At 36.0% G+C, this 22,099-nt stretch carries 20 protein-coding genes, 2 pseudogenes and 1 riboswitch; of the genes and pseudogenes, 14 read left to right on the top strand and 8 right to left on the bottom strand.

Annotated elements, in window-relative coordinates:
• The first annotated feature begins 117 nt into the window (after positions 1–117).
• Together GH741_RS01440 and lipA are read left to right on the top strand one after the other, a co-directional pair.
• A complete protein-coding gene (locus GH741_RS01440; protein WP_338079234.1) occupies positions 118–939 on the top strand; it encodes a lipoate--protein ligase family protein in 822 nt (273 codons plus the stop codon).
• Between the two features lie 17 nt (positions 940–956).
• Positions 957–1,901, top strand: a complete 945-nt coding sequence (gene lipA, locus GH741_RS01445; RefSeq protein WP_153735008.1) for a lipoyl synthase — start codon at positions 957–959, stop codon at positions 1,899–1,901.
• Positions 1,902–2,127: 226 nt separating this feature from the next.
• Here the strand turns inward: lipA and GH741_RS01450 are convergent, their stop codons facing one another.
• A complete protein-coding gene (locus GH741_RS01450) occupies positions 2,128–2,757 on the bottom strand; it encodes an LbetaH domain-containing protein (RefSeq protein WP_153735009.1) in 630 nt (209 codons plus the stop codon).
• A 120-nt stretch (positions 2,758–2,877) separates the two neighbouring features.
• Between GH741_RS01450 and GH741_RS01455 the strand changes: the two genes are divergently transcribed.
• Both GH741_RS01455 and GH741_RS01460 read left to right on the top strand, forming a co-directional pair.
• Positions 2,878–3,558 (top strand): class I SAM-dependent methyltransferase, encoded by a 681-nt coding sequence (locus tag GH741_RS01455; protein WP_153735010.1) that lies wholly within the window; start codon positions 2,878–2,880, stop codon positions 3,556–3,558.
• 128 nt (positions 3,559–3,686) lie between these two features.
• Positions 3,687–3,998, top strand: a complete 312-nt coding sequence (locus tag GH741_RS01460; RefSeq protein WP_153735011.1) for a hypothetical protein — start codon at positions 3,687–3,689, stop codon at positions 3,996–3,998.
• Positions 3,999–4,194: 196 nt separating this feature from the next.
• Here GH741_RS01460 and GH741_RS01465 read toward each other — a convergent pair whose 3' ends face one another.
• Positions 4,195–4,341, bottom strand: a complete 147-nt coding sequence (locus GH741_RS01465) for a BH0509 family protein (RefSeq protein WP_153735012.1) — start codon at positions 4,339–4,341, stop codon at positions 4,195–4,197.
• Between the two features lie 260 nt (positions 4,342–4,601).
• Between GH741_RS01465 and GH741_RS01470 the strand changes: the two genes are divergently transcribed.
• Positions 4,602–5,558 (top strand): ADP-ribosylglycohydrolase family protein, encoded by a 957-nt coding sequence (locus GH741_RS01470; RefSeq protein ID WP_153735013.1) that lies wholly within the window; start codon positions 4,602–4,604, stop codon positions 5,556–5,558.
• Positions 5,559–5,617: 59 nt separating this feature from the next.
• Positions 5,618–7,573, top strand: coding sequence for a GTP-binding protein (locus GH741_RS01475; RefSeq protein ID WP_153735014.1), 1,956 nt, complete (start codon positions 5,618–5,620; stop codon positions 7,571–7,573).
• An 83-nt stretch (positions 7,574–7,656) separates the two neighbouring features.
• Here the strand turns inward: GH741_RS01475 and GH741_RS01480 are convergent, their stop codons facing one another.
• The 3 genes from GH741_RS01480 to ssuE form a co-directional block, all read right to left on the bottom strand.
• Entirely contained in the window at positions 7,657–7,866 is a 210-nt protein-coding gene (locus tag GH741_RS01480; protein WP_153735015.1) for a hypothetical protein, read from the bottom strand.
• 371 nt (positions 7,867–8,237) lie between these two features.
• Entirely contained in the window at positions 8,238–9,620 is a 1,383-nt protein-coding gene (locus GH741_RS01485) for an LLM class flavin-dependent oxidoreductase (protein ID WP_153735016.1), read from the bottom strand.
• A 35-nt stretch (positions 9,621–9,655) separates the two neighbouring features.
• A complete protein-coding gene (gene ssuE, locus GH741_RS01490) occupies positions 9,656–10,198 on the bottom strand; it encodes an NADPH-dependent FMN reductase (protein WP_153735017.1) in 543 nt (180 codons plus the stop codon).
• Positions 10,199–10,317: 119 nt separating this feature from the next.
• Positions 10,318–10,425, bottom strand: a riboswitch (SAM riboswitch).
• Between the two features lie 244 nt (positions 10,426–10,669).
• Between ssuE and GH741_RS01495 the strand changes: the two genes are divergently transcribed.
• Entirely contained in the window at positions 10,670–11,563 is an 894-nt protein-coding gene (locus GH741_RS01495) for a fumarylacetoacetate hydrolase family protein (protein ID WP_338079191.1), read from the top strand.
• Positions 11,564–11,682: 119 nt separating this feature from the next.
• On the opposite strand, the gene GH741_RS01500 is transcribed toward GH741_RS01495, so the two are convergent.
• Positions 11,683–12,786 carry a mechanosensitive ion channel family protein gene (locus tag GH741_RS01500; protein WP_153735019.1) on the bottom strand — a complete coding sequence of 368 codons (1,104 nt, stop codon included), beginning with the start codon at positions 12,784–12,786 and terminating at the stop codon, positions 11,683–11,685.
• A 48-nt stretch (positions 12,787–12,834) separates the two neighbouring features.
• Positions 12,835–13,239 carry a nucleoside 2-deoxyribosyltransferase gene (locus GH741_RS01505; protein ID WP_153735020.1) on the bottom strand — a complete coding sequence of 135 codons (405 nt, stop codon included), beginning with the start codon at positions 13,237–13,239 and terminating at the stop codon, positions 12,835–12,837.
• A 306-nt stretch (positions 13,240–13,545) separates the two neighbouring features.
• On the opposite strand from GH741_RS01505, the gene GH741_RS01510 reads away from it, so the two are divergent.
• The gene (locus tag GH741_RS01510; RefSeq protein WP_153735529.1) at positions 13,546–13,842 is read left to right on the top strand and encodes a PadR family transcriptional regulator; all 297 of its coding nucleotides are present in this window, start codon (positions 13,546–13,548) and stop codon (positions 13,840–13,842) included.
• A 597-nt stretch (positions 13,843–14,439) separates the two neighbouring features.
• Positions 14,440–14,640: pseudogene (locus GH741_RS22395) on the top strand (Gfo/Idh/MocA family oxidoreductase); the annotation flags it as partial.
• 504 nt (positions 14,641–15,144) lie between these two features.
• On the opposite strand, the gene GH741_RS01520 reads toward GH741_RS22395, so the two are convergent.
• Complete coding sequence (locus GH741_RS01520) at positions 15,145–16,137, bottom strand: LacI family DNA-binding transcriptional regulator (protein WP_153735021.1); 993 nt, start codon at positions 16,135–16,137, stop codon at positions 15,145–15,147.
• Positions 16,138–16,427: 290 nt separating this feature from the next.
• Here GH741_RS01520 and GH741_RS01525 point away from each other — a divergent pair, with 290 nt between their 5' ends.
• The 5 genes and pseudogenes from GH741_RS01525 to GH741_RS01545 all read left to right on the top strand — a co-directional run bounded on the left by GH741_RS01525 (position 16,428) and on the right by GH741_RS01545 (position 22,009).
• Complete coding sequence (locus tag GH741_RS01525; RefSeq protein ID WP_153735022.1) at positions 16,428–17,918, top strand: tagaturonate epimerase family protein; 1,491 nt, start codon at positions 16,428–16,430, stop codon at positions 17,916–17,918.
• A 33-nt stretch (positions 17,919–17,951) separates the two neighbouring features.
• Positions 17,952–18,509 (top strand): annotated as a pseudogene (locus tag GH741_RS01530) (glucuronate isomerase); the annotation flags it as partial.
• A gap of 140 nt (positions 18,510–18,649) precedes the next feature.
• Complete coding sequence (locus GH741_RS01535; RefSeq protein ID WP_153735023.1) at positions 18,650–19,081, top strand: DUF6376 family protein; 432 nt, start codon at positions 18,650–18,652, stop codon at positions 19,079–19,081.
• A 329-nt stretch (positions 19,082–19,410) separates the two neighbouring features.
• Positions 19,411–20,400: a LacI family DNA-binding transcriptional regulator gene (locus GH741_RS01540; protein ID WP_153735024.1), complete on the top strand. Its 990-nt coding sequence runs from the start codon at positions 19,411–19,413 to the stop codon at positions 20,398–20,400.
• A gap of 205 nt (positions 20,401–20,605) precedes the next feature.
• Entirely contained in the window at positions 20,606–22,009 is a 1,404-nt protein-coding gene (locus tag GH741_RS01545) for a sucrose-specific PTS transporter subunit IIBC (protein ID WP_153735025.1), read from the top strand.
• The last annotated feature ends 90 nt before the right edge of the window (positions 22,010–22,099 follow it).

Raw genomic sequence — 22,099 nt, forward strand, 5'->3', positions numbered from 1 at the left:
TGGAGAAAATGAAACAAGACTATAAATTAATAGGACAAAGTATTTTCATAGAAGCACTTTTGATAGTAACCATTTTTCTTTTAATTTAAATGGTAAAAACATTTTTTTAGGAGGTTTATATTGAAAGAAACATGGTATTTCGTTGACTCAGGCTATTGTACACCTGCTTTTAATATGGCTATGGATGAAATCCTCCTTGATTGGCATAGTGACGGCAAAATACCACCAGTCATCCGCTTTTACGGCTGGAGGCCGGCGGGTATTTCTGTTGGTTATTTCCAAAAAGTTAGTGGAAAGATAGATGTGATGGCCGCCGAAAATTATGGAATTAAACTTGTACGTCGACTAACTGGAGGTCGCGCGGTTCTTCATGACCAGGAGCTTACATACAGTGTTCTCGTTTCCGAGGAATATCCAGGCATGCCTCGAACTGTCAAGGAATCCTACAGGCTTATTTCCCGCGGCTTGTTAGAAGGGTTTAAAGAATTGGGTATTGAAGCTGAATTTTCTATTCCTGAAGGGAAACTAGAAACGACGGATTCGGCTGTTTGTTTTGAAGAACCTTCCTGGTATGAGTTGGTTGTTGAAGGAAGAAAGGCTGCTGGTAGTGCTCAGACTCGTAAAAAAGGCGTTATTCTTCAGCACGGTTCTATTCCATTGAATATGGATGAAATAAAACTATTTGATCTGTTTATCTTTCCTAATGATCGGGTTAAAGAACGTGCTAGACAGGCATTTGCAGGCAAGGCAGTCTCGATTAATGAGGTAGTGAACGAACCACGCACCTTTGATGATGTAAAAGGTGCGTTCAAAAAGGGGTTTGAACGGGGATTGAACATTGATTTGGTCCCGTTCAAATTATCAGACCAACAAATGGCAGACGTGATTGATTTATCAGAAACCAAGTATGGAAATGCTGAATGGAACTATTCCCGATAATAAAAGGAGTTGTACAAATGGCAAAGAAATATGAGCATGTAAAAAAACCGGAATGGCTGAAAGTGAAAATTAATACCAACAAGTCCTACAATCGTTTAAAAACCTTAATGCGTGAAAAAAACTTAAACACTGTCTGTGAGGAAGCAAAATGTCCAAATATTCATGAATGTTGGAGTGAACGGCAAACAGCAACATTTATGATACTTGGGGATACGTGCACAAGGGGGTGCCGCTTTTGTGCTGTAAAAACAGGACTTCCTAATGAATTGGATTGGGGTGAGCCAGAGCGTGTAGCTGAATCTGTAGAAATTATGGGTTTAAAGCACGTGGTAGTGACTGCAGTTGCTAGGGATGATTTAAAGGATGGAGGAGCAGCAGTATTTGCTGAAACAGTAAAGGCAATCCGGCGGAAGATGCCAAGTACCACAGTGGAAATTCTTCCCTCTGATATGAAAGGTGACTACCAGAGTTTGTACACACTAATGGAAGGCGATCCGGATATTTTTAATCACAATATAGAGACCGTTCGTCGATTGACCAAAAAAGTACGTGCCATTGCTATGTACGACCGTTCATTACAACTGCTGGAGCGGGTAAAAGAGATCGCGCCTGATACACCAACAAAATCAAGCATTATGGTCGGACTAGGTGAGACAAAAGAAGAAATAATAGAAACAATGGATGATTTACGGGCACATAAGGTTGATATAATGGCAATTGGTCAATATCTTCAACCAACAAAAGCCCATTTGAATGTCGACCGTTATTATCATCCTGATGAATTTACCGAACTAAAAGCAATTGCTTTGTCTAAAGGATTTAAACATTGTGAAGCGGGGCCAATGGTTCGCTCCTCCTATCATGCCGATGAACAGGTAAATGAAAGGTCCGCTCAGCGACGGATCAATTATATGAAGGGGTATGAATCCCAAGGTGAAAGACTCGAAAAATTTGATTTTTAATTGTACAGCAATCACATTAGAGGTAGACTAAAAAAAATTGGTCTATCTCTTTTTCGTGGGGGGTTAAATCACCCCCCACGTGATTATCAATCAAAATGATGGAGGGGAAAGGTAGCAGTTGAGGCAGTGATTCATTATTCTGTGCCTCTTGAACGAATAGAGTGCCAGGACTTAGCCATACAATTAAAGGATTCACCCTAGCACTTGTAGAAGAAGTGATTTGGTACTACATTTGTGATTGGTATGCATATGCTAATGGAGTATTTTTATAATAAGATTTACCAAGGCGATAATAGTGATCAACAATATTTTGATTCAAATTTCTAAATTTTTCTGGTACGGTTGGAAGATTGTCAGCATCTTCTTGTTTCCAAACTGATTGTCCAGGGGCAACGAAGCGATTATCACCGATGTTAACTCCGTTTGTTATGGTTGCACCGTGCATAATAACACAATCTCGACCAATCACAGCATCGTAAATATTTCCATGTTGACCAACAAATGTGTTACGTCCAATAAATAATGGTCCATGGACGCATGCATGGTGGAGAACGCTGATTTCTCCTTCTAAATAAACTCCCCATTTGTTTCCGTTAATTTTCACATGCTCTCTACCTGGGTGAACGTGCATTAATACATTGTCTTGTATGTTTGTATAAGGACCAACATAATATGGATAACCCGAATCTGCGCGTAATAGATTTTTAAACCCGACAAACACATCATCAGAAATTGTAATATTCCCAATAATCATTGAATCTGTTCCAATCACCGCTTTAGGACTAATAGTGGGATAGCTTATACTAGTAACCTCTTCAACAGGAGGATTTTGATAAACAATAGGATAGCCGCTCATAATTCCAACTCCTTATTTCTATAATTAAAAATAATATATGTTAGGCGTTGGCCTAACGTTACAAGTGAAAACGGAGAGGTTAAAAAACGTAATGATAACTAAATTTAAAGAGGTGTAAAGATGAATTCGTTTGATTGGCATAAAGAAGCAAAGGAACAATGGGATCAGAAAACAAATTTTTGGAATCAAAGCAGTCAAGGAATGTGGGAAACAGGAAGTCGGAAAACAATCATACCTTTTGTTAAAAAACATATACCACACGGAAGCTACATTGCCGACTTGGGATGTGGTGATGGCTATGGTTCTTATAAGTTATTGCAAGCGGGATATCGCGTTGTCGGTTTAGATTTATCAGAAGAAATGATTGAAAGGGCAAAAAGTAAACAGGGGAATGAGGAAATAACATTTACCGTGGGTGATTTAACAAATTTGCCGTTTGATAATGAAGTTTTTTCGGGATTAATGGCGATTAATTCAATAGAATGGACAGAACACCCGCTAAAAGCACTGAATGAGATGAAAAGAGTAGTAAAAAAGGATCATTTGTTATGCTTAGGGTTACTTGGCCCAACTGCAGCACCACGAGCCAATAGTTATCAACGTCTTTATGGTAATTCAGTCATATGCAATACCCTGATGCCATGGGAATTTGAACAATTGGCACAGGAAAATGGGTGGGAGGTCGTTGGTGGAAGGGGCATTTATAAGCAGGGGGTTAGTGAAAAGGAGATATCCCATTTATCAATTGACCTTAAACAAGCACTTACATTTATGTGGCTGTTTATATTGCGAAAATTATGAGTTAGTTATATTGTAAAGAAATACCATAATAAAATGTTAATTACCAAATTCATTCATCCGTTATCATATCCTCTATAGTTTAATCAGAATGTAATTTATGAAAAACAGAACAAAAGGAGTGCTTTTCATTGTTCCTGAACGAAATTAAAAACCTTCAATTTTATAGTCAGCTTTCTCTAAAGCATGTGGAAGACCGACTTCTTATTACTGCAGATTTTCCTAGAGAATTTTGCGTTGATAATCACTTGATCCAACCATTTCTCTATGTGACATTATATGTTCGTGGTGAAGTCAGGATAAAAATCATTGATGAAGGTACAGCAAAAATCTATACTCCAACTAAAAAAGAAATTGAGCCCACCACTTATAAACAAATTATTCAATTTGCAATGAAACACTCTAAACAATTCAATAATATATCTGTTAATTATTTACTTTAGAAATTCGGAGCTTCCTGAATTGATTTAATTCTACGACACTAAAAAAATGAGAAACTCGGATTGATAAAGAAAAAGCTAAGCAGTAAGAGCCTTGCTTCACATCCTTGAGATGTGATGCAAGGCTCTTTTGTGCTAATACAAAAAACAGCCCTTGTACTAAGGTACAAGAGCTATTGAGTCATTTTAAAAAATTACCCTACATTAAGTCGTAAACAGATTCTTCAAAATAGAGCCAGTGGAAATACTCAATTTGTTCATCCGACATAGAAACAATTTCTTTTTCATCGAATTTGTGTTTGTCTAGCAAGTGCTCCACTTTGTAGTTTCTTTCAATTTGGCTCATAATAAATCCTCCTAATAAACCTTCCATAAAAGAAGTGTTTATTTATTGTTGACGCTTTCTTTTCTTCTTGGTTTTATTATACATCTCATTATGAGATTAAACAAATATCATTTTGAGATGGATGTATCGCGAAGTGATATTAATTTGTGATTCAAGGTTATAAAACCTCAAAAATAGGGTGTTGTGTAGGTTATAATGGAACAAACACTGCAGTTGAGAGTTTCCGTTGATTTTAGAAACTGTCATTAGGAGGCAAAGGAATGCGAAGTACTATTGTAAATGGGATCATGGGACTATGTGTGGCAGATGCTTTGGGTGTTCCAGTTGAATTTATAGATAGAGAATCGTTACAAAGGAATCCTGTGGTTGATATGCGGTCATATGGTACCTATAATCAACCTGCAGGAACATGGTCTGACGATACAAGCATGACACTATGCCTATTAGATAGCTTGTCCAACGGCCTTGATTACGAGGATATCATGATTAATTTTCATAAATGGTTGAATGAAGGTGCCTACACCCCGCATGGAGAGGTCTTTGACATTGGTATCTCAACCAAAAAAGCCTTGGAAAGATTTTCAAAAGGAATTCCTCCCTTAGAATGTGGTGGTATGACCGAAAATGACAATGGCAACGGATCATTGATGAGAATTCTTCCAATCGTATTTTATCTACAGTTTAACTACAGGTCTGAAGAAATGGCCAAAGCTGAAGTGTTTCATCTTATTCATGACATTTCAACACTCACACACGCTCACAAACGGAGTCAGATTGCCTGCGCTATTTATGTTTCAATTGCTTCTAATCTAGTTTATGGGATGAGTAAAGAAGTAGCTGTCAGTAACAGCATTCACACAGCATTCGATTACTATAAAAATGATCTAGAGTTTACCAATGAACTGAACCATTTTAAGAGGATAAAAAGTCGGTGCTTTGAACAACTTCCAGAAAGCCAAATAAAAAGCAGTGGTTATGTAGTCGACACACTTGAAGCCGCAATCTGGTGCCTTCTTTCAACCAATAGCTATAAGGACTGTGTTCTTAAGGCTGTAAATTTAGGAGAGGATACGGACACTGTAGCAGCGGTTGTGGGAGGGTTAGCAGGAATTTTTTATGGACTAGATAGCATACCAAAACAGTGGCTAACTACGTTAGTTAAGCGTGAATATATTGAGGGACTATGTGATAAACTTAAGGTCTCATTTGTAGAGTAAGTATAGAAAAAACAGTTTCAAACATTCTTAGAAAAGATTCGTCAATTGAGGTGACACAAATGTATAAAACAATTGGACTATTAGCTCATGTAGATGCTGGGAAGACCACTTTTTCTGAGCAGTTACTTTACCATACAAAAAGCATTAAACATAGAGGAAGAGTAGATCATAAGGACGCTTTCTTAGATAGCCATGAAATAGAAAGAGAAAGGGGAATTACTGTATTTGCTGATCAAGCAAAAATTGGCTATAAAGGCTCCACCTATTATGTCATCGATACTCCGGGACACGTCGATTTTTCTCCAGAAATGGAGCGAGCTATTCAAGTAATGGACTATGCGATTGTCATAATCAGTGCAGTGGAAGGAGTCGAAGGTCATACTGAAACTGTCTGGCAGATTTTACAAAAACATAGCGTGCCTACTTTTTTCTTTATCAACAAAACAGATCGTATTGGTGCTAGTGTTGATCGAGTCCTAAAAGAGATACATGAAAATATAACCGAGGACGTTTATGATTTTGCGGAATCGTTTAATCAAGGGGAGTTGGACAAAGGTCTGACCGAATTTATTGCTGAAAGAAGTGAAGTTCTTTTAGAGCGATATATGGAGGTAGGTTTTGATAAGCAACTATGGTTAGAGACACTAAAATCAATGATACAGGAAAATAAATTGTTTCCTTGTTTTAGTGGATCTGCGCTAAAAGATGAAGGGATAATAGAATTCTTTGAAGCTTTTGATTTATTAACAAAAACAAAATACGTAAACGAGATTGATTTTGCAGGTCGAGTTTATAAAATACGTTTTGATGACAACGGCAATCGAATTACCTTTATTAAAGCTTTACAAGGGACTATGAGTGTACGTGACCATGTGTCTTATGGTAGTGGAGAAGACAAAATTTCAGAGAAAGTAACACAACTAAGAGTTTACAACGGACAAAAATTTGAAACAGTCGATCAAGTGGAGGCTGGAGAATTATTTGCAGTGTCTGGGCTATCTAAAACAGTAATCGGTGATGGGATTGGAGCGCTAGATGAAAAAACTACCTTTGGTATTGTGCCGACATTAAAATCGAAAGTAATCTATGATACTACAACTATACATATTAAGGAAGTCTTGGAGAGCTTTCAAAGGTTGGATGCAGAAGATCCATCTTTATTAACTCATTGGGACGAACATTTGCAGGAGATACATATTCACGTCATGGGAGTGATTCAACTAGAGGTTTTAGAACAAGTTGTTAAAGAACGGTTTGGTTTTGACGTATCCTTTGGTGATCCAAAGATATTATACAAGGAGACTATTGAAACACCAGTAACAGGCTACGGTCATTTTGAACCGTTAAGGCACTATGCAGAGGTCCATATCCACTTAGAACCTACTGAACGTAATAGTGGGATAACTTTTGCTAATGTGTGTCATGCCAATGATTTGTCAAATGGTAATCAAAACCTGATTCGTCATCACATGTTCGAACGAAGTCACCATGGTTTGTTGACTGGTTCAGCAGTTACCGATCTTAGAGTGACATTGCTAACTGGTAAAGCACATAACAAACACACTTCTGGTGGTGATTTTAGAGAAGCCACTTATCGGGCGTTACGTCAAGGATTAGAAAAAGCCAAGAATATAGTCCTAGAACCTTATTACCATTTTAAAATTAAGGTTGAAATTGACTCGATGGGAAGAGTATTATCAGATATCCAACACGCTTCTGGTACATTCTCTCCTCCTGAAATGACAGAGGATAAGGCGATAATTTCTGGGAAGGTCCCCGTTGCAACATTTATGAATTACAGTACGGAATTTGCTTCAATTACACAGGGTAAAGGTACACTTAGACTTATGTTTGGTGGCTACGATTACTGTCATAATCAAGACGAGGTTATTGAAACAATCGGTTACAATAAAGACGCTGACCCTGAGTACACGTCAACTTCAATTTTCTGTGCTAAAGGACATGGATACAAGGTACCATGGGATCAGGCTGAAAAAGAAATGCATGGTTTATGAAGTTGAATGTGAATTGTCTAGATGAATGGTATTCATAAAATAAAACAGCACCGATTTCTTATTTAGAATTTGGTGCTTTGCGTTTAATTTGGTTCTTTTGGGGGTTGGCACACGTCACATTTACGTTGGTTTTTATTTTTAAATTTAGTAAATGTTTTTTCGAAATTGTTTCCACACTCACATTTAAATAGTAATTTTTGAGAAAAACCGAGATATTCTGTAGTTAGCAACTTACTTTTTGAATTTTTTTCAACAAATTCTTTAATTTTATCGATCGTCCATCGTTTATTCATTCTTTTACCCTCCATATTTTATCAGTAGGCGGAGGCCTCTTTTCGCATCCGTTCAATTATGAAAAAATTCGTAATTATCCTAAGTTGTTTATTATAACATGAGCCGGTAAACAATCAAACAGAACCTTATTTTGAACGCTTACAAGATCAGTCAAATTTATCGTATGGTATGTGGTGTATCTAAAACTTCATTTCTATCAATTGTTAGCAATAAAAAAGTTTTTATACCTTCAAGACAATGCACAAGCTACATATGAACTACTGTATCAACAGATAATGACTACAAATTGATAGAATTTGTAGTCATTATCTGTTTAATTATTAAAGGTTGCAATAGTAGCGAAAACCTTTATTTTTATTACTTTTTGTGGTCAATTTGTAACGATATTGGTAAAGGAATAGCTTTTCCCAGGATGATGATCAGGTAATTGACTGCCTTTCCCAAACAAATTTTCTCTTAAAGTTTCACCATCATAAGCTTTTTTAACAAGGCCTCGTTCTTGCAATACAGGCACTACTAGTTCAGCGAAATCTTTAAATGTACCTGGAGTGATTGCATAGGCAATGTTAAAGCCATCTACACCAGCTTCGTTTACCCAACGTTCCATTTCATCCGCGATTTGTTCGGGACTACCAACCATTTTTGTACCCAAGCCACCAATTCCAAGGTGTTCCTTAATTTTGTCAACAGTCCAGTTAATATCTGGATCAATTTTTGTGAAATTTTCAACTACTGACCGAATAGAATCATTCTCAACATAACTCAGGTTTTCATCCGGGCCATATTGTGATAAATCCAATCCGGTCCAGCCTCCAAATAGGGCAAGTGCACCTTCATAGCTAATGTGCTTTTTGTACTCGTTGAATTTTTCCTCTGCTTCTGCTTCCGTTCTACCAACAATCGGTGTAATCATTGTAAGAATTTTAATTTCGTCAGGTGATCTTCCAGCAAGTTCAGCTTCAGCACGTAATTTAGTAACAGACTGTTTTGCTGCATTTATTGTTGGCGCCCCTATAAAGATACATTCGGCATTTTTACCGGCAAATGAACGCCCTTTTGTCGATGCGCCAGCTTGATAAAGGACTGGAGTTCTTTGTGGAGAAGGCTCACTCAAATGGGCTCCAGGTACTTTATAATATTTTCCTTTGTGGTTAATATCATGGACTTTACTAGGGTCCGTATAAATACCATTCTGTTTATCTAGTAGAACGGCATCATCCTCCCAACTTCCCTCCCATAGCTTATAGCAAACTTCCAAATATTCTGCAGCAATGTCATAGCGTTCATCATGTTTAATTTGGTCTTCCATTCCCATATTAACTGCAGCGCTTTTTAAGTAAGAGGTTACGATATTCCAGCCAATGCGCCCCTTTGTTAAATGATCAAGGGTAGACATGCGACGAGCAAATGTATATGGATGTTCATGAGTGACAGAAGCAGTTACACCAAAGCCCAAATGCTTGGTTACTGCAGACATTAATGGGACAACAAGTGATGGATCGTTAACTGGAGATTGTGCCCCTTGACGTACAGCAGCGTCTCTTGAACCTTGATAGACATCATATGTTCCTAATACGTCTGCTAGAAATATAGCGTCAAATTGCCCTTTTTCTAAAATTTGTGCGAGCTCGATCCAGTATTCACTGTCCTTATAGCGATGGGATTGATCTTCTGGATGCGTCCACAAACCAGGTGATTGGTGTCCAGAACAGTTCATGTCAAACGCATTTAAATAGATTCGTTTCTTTGTCATATAGATTAACTCCTTTTCAAATTATATTCGGATTTTTAAACAGTAGCCTTCTGTTGATTAACAGTCTCAATAAAGTAATCAAGTTGCTTGCTTAAACGTTCTAAACATTCAGTGTGAATGATTGGTTGGTCTATTTGAGTTTTATCTATCTGACTATCGAGCAGGTAAACACCCTTCAAGTTTTGGCCCTTAAGTGTTGCTAATAAAGGTTTAAGTGTGTACTCGATTGCTAACAAATGGGACGGACTCCCACCTGTCATTAAAGGTAAAACGGGTGTGCCCTGCAGGACATCCTGGGGTAATATGTCCAAGAGTGCCTTTAACACACCAGAGTAAGCAGCCTTATAAACTGGTGATCCAACAATTACTCCTTTTGCCCCTTGGATAAGTGATGCAATCTCTATGACAGCAGGGTTGTCAAACTGACCATAAAATAATGCCTCCTGAGGAACATCTCTGATTGATATATGAGTAACCGAAAATCCTTCATTTTTAAGACTTGAGCCTAGGAACTTTAACACCAAATCTGATCTAGAGCTCTCCGCGGGACTACCAGATAGAATAACTATTTCGCTCATGAAAATCATCCTTTCTATTTTTTAAAAAAACGCAGATATCATTATTAAATTTTATTTAGAATATAAAAAACCCCCTTTTCTTGAAAACAAGAAAAGAGGGTAGCTCTAATAAATATCCGCTCTTATCTTTCAAGAAAAAATCCTTGCTGGAATTAGCACCTTTCTGAACATGTCAGAGGTTGCTGAAGCTTCAACGGGCCAGTACCCTCGGCTTCTCTTGATAAGAATATTAAATTTGATTCTTATGTTAATGCCAATTAATGGAAAAGTCAACAAATTTTTAAAAACTCTGAATTATTTAATAAAAGAAATAAAGTGCGTATTGATGGACTATCTAATAATTGTCATTGGCATCAATCAAGTTGTAAAATAGGAATAAGATGGGAAAGTGTTAAATTCAGGGTAGTATTTATTTTGAAGCAACAAGATAAAAGTCTTTAAAAATAACACATAAAAGAGAGGATGGTTAAAGTGAAATTAGTAAGTCTTAAAAAAGATAATCAAGAAATACTTGGAGTACATACAGAAAAGGGAATTATTAATGTAGGTGCGACGATACCCAGCCACCCAAAATCAAATATTCCTAAAGATATAATGGAAGTGATTAAAGGGGGAACAACAACATTAGCTGAATTAGAAGACTATATTAATGAGCTAAACTTAGAGGGAAATCAATCATACATATTGGATTCAGGAGAATTTGAATGGTTACCTTGCGTAACTAATCCTAGTAAAATCCTTTGTATTGGGTTAAATTATCGAAAACACGCAGATGAGACAAATTCACCATATCCAGAAACGCCTATTCTTTTTAGCAAGTTTAACAATGCCTTAACAGGACATCAAACTAACATTCCTGTTCCAAAAGTAACTGAAAAACTAGACTATGAAGTTGAACTAGGTATAGTTATTGGAAAAGAGGCTAAAGAAATCTCTAAAGAAGAAGCTTTAGATTATGTGTTTGGATACTTCACTGCAAATGATTTGTCCGCAAGAGATTTGCAGTTTAGAACCCCGCAGTGGTTACTTGGAAAAACATGCGATAATTTCAATCCAATCGGTCCTTATTTAGTTACCAAGGATGAAGTTGGGGACCCTCAGCAGTTAAACTTGAAGACAACTGTAAATGGGGAAGTCCGTCAAAACTCTAGTACTTCGGATATGATTTTTTCTTGTAGTGAAATTATAAGTTATATCTCACAACACATGACCTTGGTTCCTGGAGATATTATATTGACTGGAACCCCTGAAGGAGTAACGATAGGATACCCCAAGGAAGAACAAGTATTTTTAAAACCGGGAGACAACGTTACTGTTGAAGTTGAGAAATTAGGAGCATTAACAAATAATTTTGTAGCTGACTAATAAAATTACTACTTGATAGCTGCATTAATATAATTTAATTACAAAAACATGAAAAATCCCTGCCAAGCTTAATAGCAAGAGCAGGGATTAGTTAATGTTGTGCAACAATCCTATTTAGATTAGTCATTCTCTAGTGAGCTAGCTACCTGCGATCTAGCCTCAGCATCTGAGTTAAAATATAGTGTCCGACTTGGGAATGCGATTGAAACGTCCTCTTCTTCTAAAATTTCCAGAATAGAAAAGTTTATTTCTTCTTTGATCTGTAAGTATTCAGCCCATGCAGTGGTATTTGTGAAGAAATACAGAAAAATGTCCAAACTACTGTCATTGTAATGGTCAAAAGTAACGAAAATGGTATCAGGATGAACGCCTTGATGGTTATTTAAGAGGTCTCTAATTTTTTCAATAGTAGTCTCTAATTTCATTTTTGGTGTATCATAGGTGACACCCAATTGAAAGGAAATTCTTCTTTTACCCATCTTACTCCAGTTAGTAATGTTTTCGTTAGATAATGTTGCGTTTGGCACGGTTACAAGTCCCTGTTCAAAGGTTCTGATCTTTGTACTTCGGAAATTTATATCCTCAACTATTCCTTCCACACTAGGAGTCATGATCCAGTCTCCAATTGTAAATGGCTTTTCAGTTATGATAATAATCCCACCAAATAGGTTTCCAATTGCGTCTTTGGCAGCCAAAGCGAAAGCAAGGCCACCTAGTCCAAGACCAGCGACAAATCCACTAACATTGTATCCGAATTCTTGTGCAACGATACTGAAACTAATCGCAATAATAACAAAGCGTAGTGCTTTTGAAAAAAATGGAATTAAGATAGGATCAAACTGTGTGCTTGACCGGTGGTTTAGTTTAGTAAATAAAATGGAGGAACCTGAAGATAGATTATAAAACCCCCAGGAAATCACAACAATAATAGATGACCTTATAATGTTTTGAAATAGATGGTTTGTTTGCTCTAAATATGGAAAGTAGCCAACAGCAACGTAAATTCCGATGATTAAAAATATCCATCGAACAGGGAATTCAAATGCTAGACAAATCTTTGAAAAGAAATCCGTCGGTGTTTTCCTACTAAATGCCAAAATTACCCGGAAAATGTATTTTGCAAAGAGCTTTCTAAACAATAGAAAAATTAATAGTATTCCAATAGATGTTCCTATATTGATGAGATCTTCATAAGCAGGTATCCATTGTTGCCAATCAAGCATTTGCATTTCACCTCCAAATATTTAATAGTCATTACTCTATATAACCAACTATGAAATTAATTCAGAAGATTCATTTTCTAATATAAACGCTATAAGTTCATCTAACTCGCCAATAAACTTAGTTACACCAGAAATATGATAAAAGTTAGTTGTCGTGGTCGGATCATTAATATCATCTGTCTCAGAGTAAACGTATATTCGTTTGCCTAAACCTAATGCCATACCAAATTCTGTATGTGTCCCTTTTCCACCTGGTAAAATTACTACAACAAAATCTGACTTTACAATAGCTGCTCTTTCAGCTTCTCCAACACGTTTATGCATCTCTAATGTAGTACCTCTTTGATTCTGAGTCCAATCATATGTATGCTCTAGACCGAAAGCACTTAAAGCTTGAGCAACTTTTCTAACGGGATTTCTATTTTGTAATCCAGACGCTATATAAAAATTCAATTTTCAAATCCTCCTTCGTAAATTAAGAAAAACATATATTAATAGAGCGTGAACAGATTCTCTAAGTATACAAGAAATTCCTCAACTTTCCCATAATATTTTCATCACTATTTTTTATTACGGTATAAATGGATAGTACAAATTGATTTACACTTACAATAACTTAACTTTCTACTTGTTATTGATTATTATGTCACGTTACGATATAGTCACGGTATGACATACTATTGAAATTCAAATCCAAAAGATTTAATAGAATGGGTGATTGAAATAAAAATTGAGAAATTAGTTAAATCCTATATACCAATGACAGAAACTGCTTTTTATATTCTTCTTTCTCTGACAGAACCTCGGCATGGATACGGAATTATTAAGCATGTACAAGACATCACGGACAATCGAATTAACTTAGGGTCAGTGACTGTTTACGGGACACTTACTAAAATGCAACGAAATAGCATTATTGTTGTTTTTGCTAATGAAAAAAGAAAAAAAACTTACAAGATAACCGAAATCGGTAAACAGTTAATCAAGCAAGAGATTGAGAGACTAAAAGAGCTTCATAGCAATGCATTAAGGTATGAGGGAGATTTTAATGATTAAGAAAGTCTTTATACAGTTTTGGAGCTACGATGTAAGGAAAACAGAAAGTTGATTGCTTGAACTGGCAGCCCAGGGTTACCAGTTTGTGAATTTAAACACTAGAACCCGACAATTTATCTTTGAGAAATGAGTTCCTAAAGGTGTTAATTTTCAAATAGAATATAGGGAGAACCCTTACTGTTCAGTTACCTGTCACGTTACAAAATGATGGATGGAAGCAGGTGTTTAAGCAAGGAAATTGGCCACAGTACGTAACTGGAAAACGATGAACAAGCTTTTTCTGATGGCAAAAAAATGGAAGGATGATAGATGGTTAGTTAAAATCAGTTAACTTATTTATGATAACGTTTTCAAATTTGGATAGAAAAATTATAATAAAGTATTGTTAGAAGCAGACAATCGAAAAACTGCATAACTCGGGAGAGGATGGTGCGTGTTACATTTAACTACCGATATACACCGCACAATAAGAAAATAAGAGAATTGATAATGAATGATGTCATAGGTGAAGTATTCTCTGTGAATTTTGAATGGGCGTTAGATACGAAACATGGTGCTGATTATTTTAGAAGGTGGGACTGAGACAAACGTAATAATGGCGGTTTGTTAGTGCATAAATCTACCCACCATTTTGATTTAGTGAATTTCTGGCTTGGAACAACACCAGAGAGGGTCTATACTTCTGGGGGATTACGTTTCTATGGAAAAGAAAATGCCGAATCCCGTGGTGAGATAAATTCTACCAACGTGCACATGGAAGTGAATACGCAAAAGATGATCCATTTGCGATTCATTTAGAAGGTAATGAACACTTAAAGTCTGTGTATTCTGTCTTTGGATGCAGAAAAAGATGATGGGTATCAACGCGATCAAAGTGTTTTATTTTACTTGTTAAATAATTTTTGGAATGGAATGGGATAAATGGATCGATTGCTGAATCTATAGGTGAATTAGTAGACTTAATTGTTATAATTATTGTATTTTACCGAATGCGAGATAGTAGATGAACCAAATATGAAAAGTCACTTTCTTCTTAAAAGGAATATATGTTAGTTGAGTTTTTATTTATTAGCTATGTAAGATGTCATTTTTTTTGTATGCTAGATAAGGATATTAGGGTGGGACTGCGAAATCACTCTTATATGGAAGCAAACTAGATAGTACAGGGCGGGTAGCATAAATGAGGTCTAACTGGAGTCAGAAAAACAATCAGCTATTAGAAAATGTGTGATTAAATACAAAAACAGGAGAATTGACCACTGGCAATTCTCCTATAAAAATCCTAACATCTGTAATCTTAATCTAGTTATTTCTAACAGTGGCACACGATGCCCTTTCGACAAGAGAAGGAATCATTTTTGTAACTTCTGAATCTAATTTTTTAGTTTCTATTAATGTAATTGCTGAATGGACAATCTTTTCTGCAAGTTCTTCAACGGAAACACCAATACACGTTAGTGGGATTTCCAAATGAGCCATTTGTGGAATATTATCATAACTGATCACAGAAATTTCGTCTGGAATATGAACATTGTTTTCTTTTAAACTTCGGATAATTCCACCACTAATGTCATAGCTACCACCTACTATTGCCGTCGGCAAGTGGTTACTCTTTAACATTTTGTCAACAGCGTGGTAACCGTGATACCAGTCCAATCCCCCTGTATCTAGGATGTCCTCATTAGTGTAGGATATATTGTATTTCTCCATCGCTTTTGTAAAACCTTGATATTTTTCCATCTGAAGTGGGTCGGTAGGAGAAATATTTCCAACGTATTTTATATTCCTGTGACCTAATTCGTATAAATAGTTAATTGCATCATCCATTGCTTTCATATGATTGGCATCAATGATTGGGTAATGATAATTCTTTTTACCTGATACACCATATGAAATTAGAGGGATTGAATTTGGATTTATTTCAGTAAGTGTATTTTCTCCAAACAAAATCACTCCATCAACCTGGAACTTTTTAAAAGTGTCCAATGATTTTTGAATTGGGTCGACTGACAAAATCATTGAATATGGAGTTTTAGCCATCTCATTACTAATCTTCGTAACCAACGTTGCTAAAACGGTTCTTTCAATCGTCGGCCAAATCAATCCAATTACTTTTGTGTTCTTACTTACTAAACGCTGTGCCGCAAAGTTCGGTTCATAACCCAAGTCCTTAGCAATTTTCACAATTTTACGTTTGGTGTTTTCCTTTACTAGAGAACTATCATTTAGGGCCTTAGACACGGTAGAATAACTAACACCCGCGATCGAAGCTATATCTTTTATTGTAATATTCATGAGATCACCTATATTTTTAGATTTAACAGAGTACCTTCATATAGTAATGTAGCATAAAATAACAACGTTTTCATTAATATATATCCTTTTGTTTTAGTCTAGTGAAATATCACCACACTTAAATAAAAGATTATATAAATTAATATGTGAAAAACGGTTGTTGAATTCAGTAATATGTTTTATGATAAGAATAACAACGTTGTTATTTAGATGGTTTTTATTATTTAATCATATTTGAAAGCGGTATCAATTGGGATGGAAAGACATATAGAAGAGGAGCTGTTAAGTACATGGAACATCTTATTGAAGTTATGGAATTAATAAAGGAAGAGAATAAGGTAGAATCAGGGCCAAATGTAAAAGTCTATGAGAAATCCTACACTGAACAAGACAAAGTAAAGCTCGTCATGGTTAAGGATGCACAAGGAAAATGGTTGTTAGCAGTAGGCGAAGGGAAGATACTTAATGAACTTAATGGAACTCTTGTTAGTCATGGAAAGGTATGCACACTTTCCCATGAAAACCGTCTAGTTATTAACCGCTACTTCGATTATACCGTTCCACAAGCATTTGGAACCGAGATAGCTACAATGGGACTAGGAGACCGATTGGGACTTGCCTCGCCTGGTCATATTGAAACAGTAAGAAATAGAAACATCAAACCAATATTAGCTCAACAAAGTATTCGTGAATTGACGTTAACGAATCGTACGATGACAGATATCCTCGATGCTGCAAGCTATGCGGTTTTCCAGGAAGGATACAAGGATGGCTATGGAGCAGATGGTGACCATATAAAAGAAGAAAAGGATATTGAACATGCTTTGTCTCTAGGTATCTCGTTTTTAACATTAGACTGTTCAGATCAAATACAGAATGGTGTTGAGTCAGCATCTGACGATCAGGTAAGAGCAAGTTTTGCAGAGATTTCTGAAGAAGTTAAAGGTTACTTTACTAATTATTACTTAGATAATGCCTTTGATGTTAATGGTTTAACTATAAATTATGATGAAATTACCTTAATGAAAAATGTACTAATTTACAGTGAAGCACTTGACTATATGGAGCATGTATATAAAAACTATATTAGTAATGCAGACAAAGCTATCGATTTTGAAATTTCCATAGACGAAACAGAGACGATCACATCCCCTAATGCACACTTCTTTGTCGCTAATGAACTGAAACGTCGCGAAGTAACAGTAACAAGTCTAGCGCCTAGATTCTGTGGCGAGTTTCAAAAGGGAATTGACTATATTGGGGACATAGAACAATTCGAGAAGGAGTTAAGTGAACATGCTTCCATTGCTAAGTACCTTAACTACAAGTTAAGTATTCATTCAGGTAGTGATAAGTTTAGTGTTTTTCCAATCATAGGCAAACACACCAATGGCGTGCTTCATATTAAGACTGCAGGAACGAACTGGTTAGAAGCGGTACGAGTAATAGCTGATACAAATCCTGATTTATATAGAAGAATGCATATACATGCTGAGGAGCACTTTGAAGAAACACTGAAATATTATCATGTAACTCCGGATCTAGATAGCATCACTCCACTTAATAATCAACCGGATGAGCAGTTACCAAAATACATGGATAACGATGCAGCTCGACAACTCTTCCATGTCACATACGGAATATTGTTAACAGCAAAAGATGAAAACGGGAATTACTTGTTCAAGGATGAATTCTTTGAAACATTGAATGAAAATGAAGATGTTTATCGTCAAGCACTAGTAAAACATATTGGTAGGCATGTTGATTTACTAGGATTATAGAATGAAAGGAAGTGTTACTATGAAAAAAAATTCATGGATGAAAATTTCTTGCTAGATAACGATTTAGCTAAGAGTTTATATTTCGACTATGCTAAAGACTTGCCTATCATTGTCACTTAAGTTTGGCTATATGGTGATCACTATAAATGGCGTGCAATGTGTGCTAACGGAATTGAAGAAGAATTCATTACCGGAAATGCGGATGATTACGAAAAATTTTTAGCATGGGCAAGAACCGTTCCAATGCTAATCGGAAACCCTTTGTATAATTGGACACACCTTGAATTACAACGTTATTTTGATGTTTATGAAGTACTTAATGAAGAGTCTGCACCTGTAGTATGGGAAAAGGTTAACGCTAAACTGACAGGTGGAGAACTAAATGTACGTGATTTCATTCGGCAATCTAAAGTAAACGTGGTATGTACTACGGACGATCCAGTAGATAATTTACACTATCATTTGCTGATAAAAGAAGATAGCAATTTTGATGTTAAGGTTTTGCCGAGTTTTCGGCCTGACAAAGGATTAGAAATTAATCGTAATGGATTTCAGGATTGGGTCAAGCAATTAGAGAAAGCATCGGAGATTAAGGAAAAAATCATTATAAAGATTAAGCATCAAATTAGGACAAAAGTCCTTATTTGATTGCTTGATCTTTTTTTTGAAACTTTAATGATAAATAATACGTATATTTATGTGAACAACAGAGATAAGAAGGAGAGAACGAATTGAAAAAAATTTTTGGGTCTATTTTGTTGATCATGGTATTAAGTGGATGTTCTTTTTTAGGAGAAGTGAATGAATCAATAGATTATACTGAGGAAGCAACGACACATATCAATAACTTAAGTGACTTTGCTGAAAATGCACCTCAAATGATAGAGGATGCCGCAAATGATCCTGCTGCAAGGGAAGAATTAGCAAGTAAATTGCAGACATTAAAAGAAGAAGTAGAAGCGTTTAATTTGGTGGACCCTCCCTCAATCGCGAAAGATATCCATGAAAGTCTTGTAAATAAGAATGAAATTTTATTAGATGAAATAAATAAAGTATTAGAAAATGGTAAATTAGCAGTTGAACAATTAGAAAACTCGGAAATAGTTAAAACAATTAATGAAGCGTCAGATTTACTGGATCGGATCAAAAACATAGGATTATAGGCTAGAAATAATCGTCTTCCATGGAGATTTAGTAGACCTATGTGATAGATATATTCTAAGAAATTATCCAACATCAAAAGCTATGGCGTATTGCCATAGCTTTTTCTACTTTTTTTGCGGATTGTGGAGGTTAAACGAAGATAGGATTTCTTCTGTGTAAAAGTAATATATCCCATTTTAAGTTGTAAATTTTGGAACTTTTGTCATATAAAATGTCTAAGATGTCTGCTTGAACAAAAAAGAAATGAAAATTTCTTTACAGAGCGATATTTTAAACCATAGAAAATGTGAGGTATAATAGAATCACTCAACAATTTAGGGGGGATAATTTGGCTACTATTAAAGAGATAGCTGCAATGGCTAGTGTGTCCAGAACAACTGTTTCACGGGTGTTAAATAATTCTGGCTATGTTAGCGAGGATGTTAGGAAAAGAATTAACAAAGTCATTGAGGAGACAGGATATATACCTAGCCAACAGGCAAAGTCATTAAGAACAAAGAAGACAAAAGTAATCGGTGTCATCCTCCCTACTATAAAAACAGAGACCTCTGGGCGTCTAGTAGCCGGGATCGATGAAGTGTTATCAGAAGCAGGCTATCAAATTTTGTTAGCCAATACCAATTTAGACAGACAAAAAGAAATTGAATTTCTACAACTACTAAAGGTGCGACAGGTGGACGGAATCATACTTGCAGCAACCAATGTTAACGATGAATTAGTAGAAAAGATAAAACAATTGGATATACCATTTGTGGCGATTGGTCAGGAAATTCAGGGCATTTTTAATGTTTTGTATGATGACTATCATGCTGCAAGAGATATGACGAGTTTGTTTGTAAGAAAAGGTCATAAAAGAATTTCATTTATTGGTGTGGATGAATCAGACAGAGCTGTAGGTTTTTTAAGGAAGAAAGGATTCCTCGATGAGATGAATAATAATAATTTATCTGTTGAGGATGCTTGGGTAGAAAAAGGAGTTTTTAATATCCAATCAGGTTATGAAGCAATGGCTAGAATTATTCAAAACTCAACGCGAATCCCAACAGCGGTATTTGCAGTAACAGACCGCCTTGCGATAGGGGCCATGAGATATTTAAATGAACACTCATATACTATTCCAGATGAGATGGCGATTGCGGGTATTGGAGCTTCAGAAATGTCGAAGTATGTTACGCCTCCTTTAACAACGATTGATTACTTTAATGAGAGTGTAGGACACGAAGCAGCCAAGCTTATCTTAAACAGAACGACAAACCATAATAAAGAATTTAAAAAAATCACTTCAAATTATAGACTTATAGAAAGAGATAGTGTATGATTTTGTGTGTAATCGATTCCACAATTAATTTTATTGAAGAAAATAGATAAAAATTTGCTGGAGTCCATAATCAGGAATCCAGTTTCATTTTACAACTATGTGGAATCGATTCCACTAGTGGCCATTAATAATTGAAGTTTAATCTACACATAACTTTTATGGAATCGATTCCATAGTAACTGAAAAAATATGGGGAGTGAATCACATGTCAGAAAATCGAAAAATTGCAAGAGATATTATTGATGCTATCGGGGGCGAAGAAAATATTTCATCGGTAGCACATTGTGCAACAAGACTTCGCATCATGGTAAATGATAAAGATAAAATTGATCAGGATAAGGTTGAACAGATTGACAAAGTAAAAGGCGCATTCTTTAATTCAGGTCAATATCAAGTTATTTTGGGAACTGGTACAGTTAACAAGGTATATGAGGAAGTTGAAAAATTAGGTATTGATGGCTCTAGTAAATCAGAACAATCTAAAGAAGCGGGAAAGAGTGGTAACTTCTTTCAACGAGCAATTCGTTCATTAGGTGACGTTTTTGTTCCAATCATTCCAGTTCTCGTTGCAACTGGATTGTTTATGGGTCTTCGTGGTTTGGTATTGCAGGAACAAATTCTTGCACTGTTTGGCTTAACACCAGCTGATATATCAGACAACTTTATTTTATTCACTGAGATTTTAACGGATACAGCATTTATTTTCTTACCGGCATTAATTGCGTGGTCTGCATTTAGGGTATTTGGTGGTACACCTATTATTGGTCTCGTGCTTGGATTAATGTTAGTCAGTCCATCGCTACCCAATGCATGGGGAGTCGCTGGGGGTGGAGTAGATCCACTGTATTTCTTGGGCTTTATTCCAGTAGTAGGCTATCAAGGCTCTGTTTTACCAGCGTTCTTTGCAGGTATCCTTGGTGCTAAACTGGAAAGAACCATTCGTAAGCGTGTACCGGATGCTTTAGACCTTATTGTAACGCCATTTTTAACACTTTTATTGATGATTACTGTTTCATTATTCATCATTGGACCGATTTTTCACGTAGTAGAAGATTGGATCCTCGAAGGTACTCTTGCAGTATTAGGTTTGCCTTTAGGTTTGGGAGGATTATTAATCGGTTTATTGCACCAAATTATTGTTGTGACAGGTGTTCATCACATTTTTAATCTATTAGAAATTCAATTATTAGAGAGTTTTGGTGAAAATCGATTTAATGCAATCATCACTGCTTCAATTGCAGCTCAGGGTGGAGCTGCGTTAGCAGTAGGTTTAAAAACTAAATCGAAAAAGTTAAAGGCTCTTGCTTTACCGTCTTCGTTATCAGCATTTTTGGGTATAACAGAGCCAGCTATTTTTGGTGTTAATTTACGTTATGTTAAACCATTTTTTATGGGGATTATTGGTGGAGCTGTAGGTGGTTTCTTCGCATCAATCTTTAATCTTGCGGGAACTGGCATGGCCATTACAGTTATTCCTGGTACGTTGCTCTATTTGAATGGGCAAATTCTTCTTTATCTGTTAGTAAACATTATTGCAATTGGAGTAGCATTTTCACTTACATGGATGTTCGGCTATTCAGATAAAAATAAACTTCCAGAATCAGAGTAAAGAATTTTGCTTTTTGATGCCACAACTGAATGAAAAAGGTTTAGCATACCTGAGTTTGAACCGTTGTTAAAACGAGCGTACAGTAAGGAG

Source organism: Aquibacillus halophilus (assembly GCF_009649745.1).
Classification (GTDB): domain Bacteria; phylum Bacillota; class Bacilli; order Bacillales; family Amphibacillaceae; genus Aquibacillus; species Aquibacillus halophilus.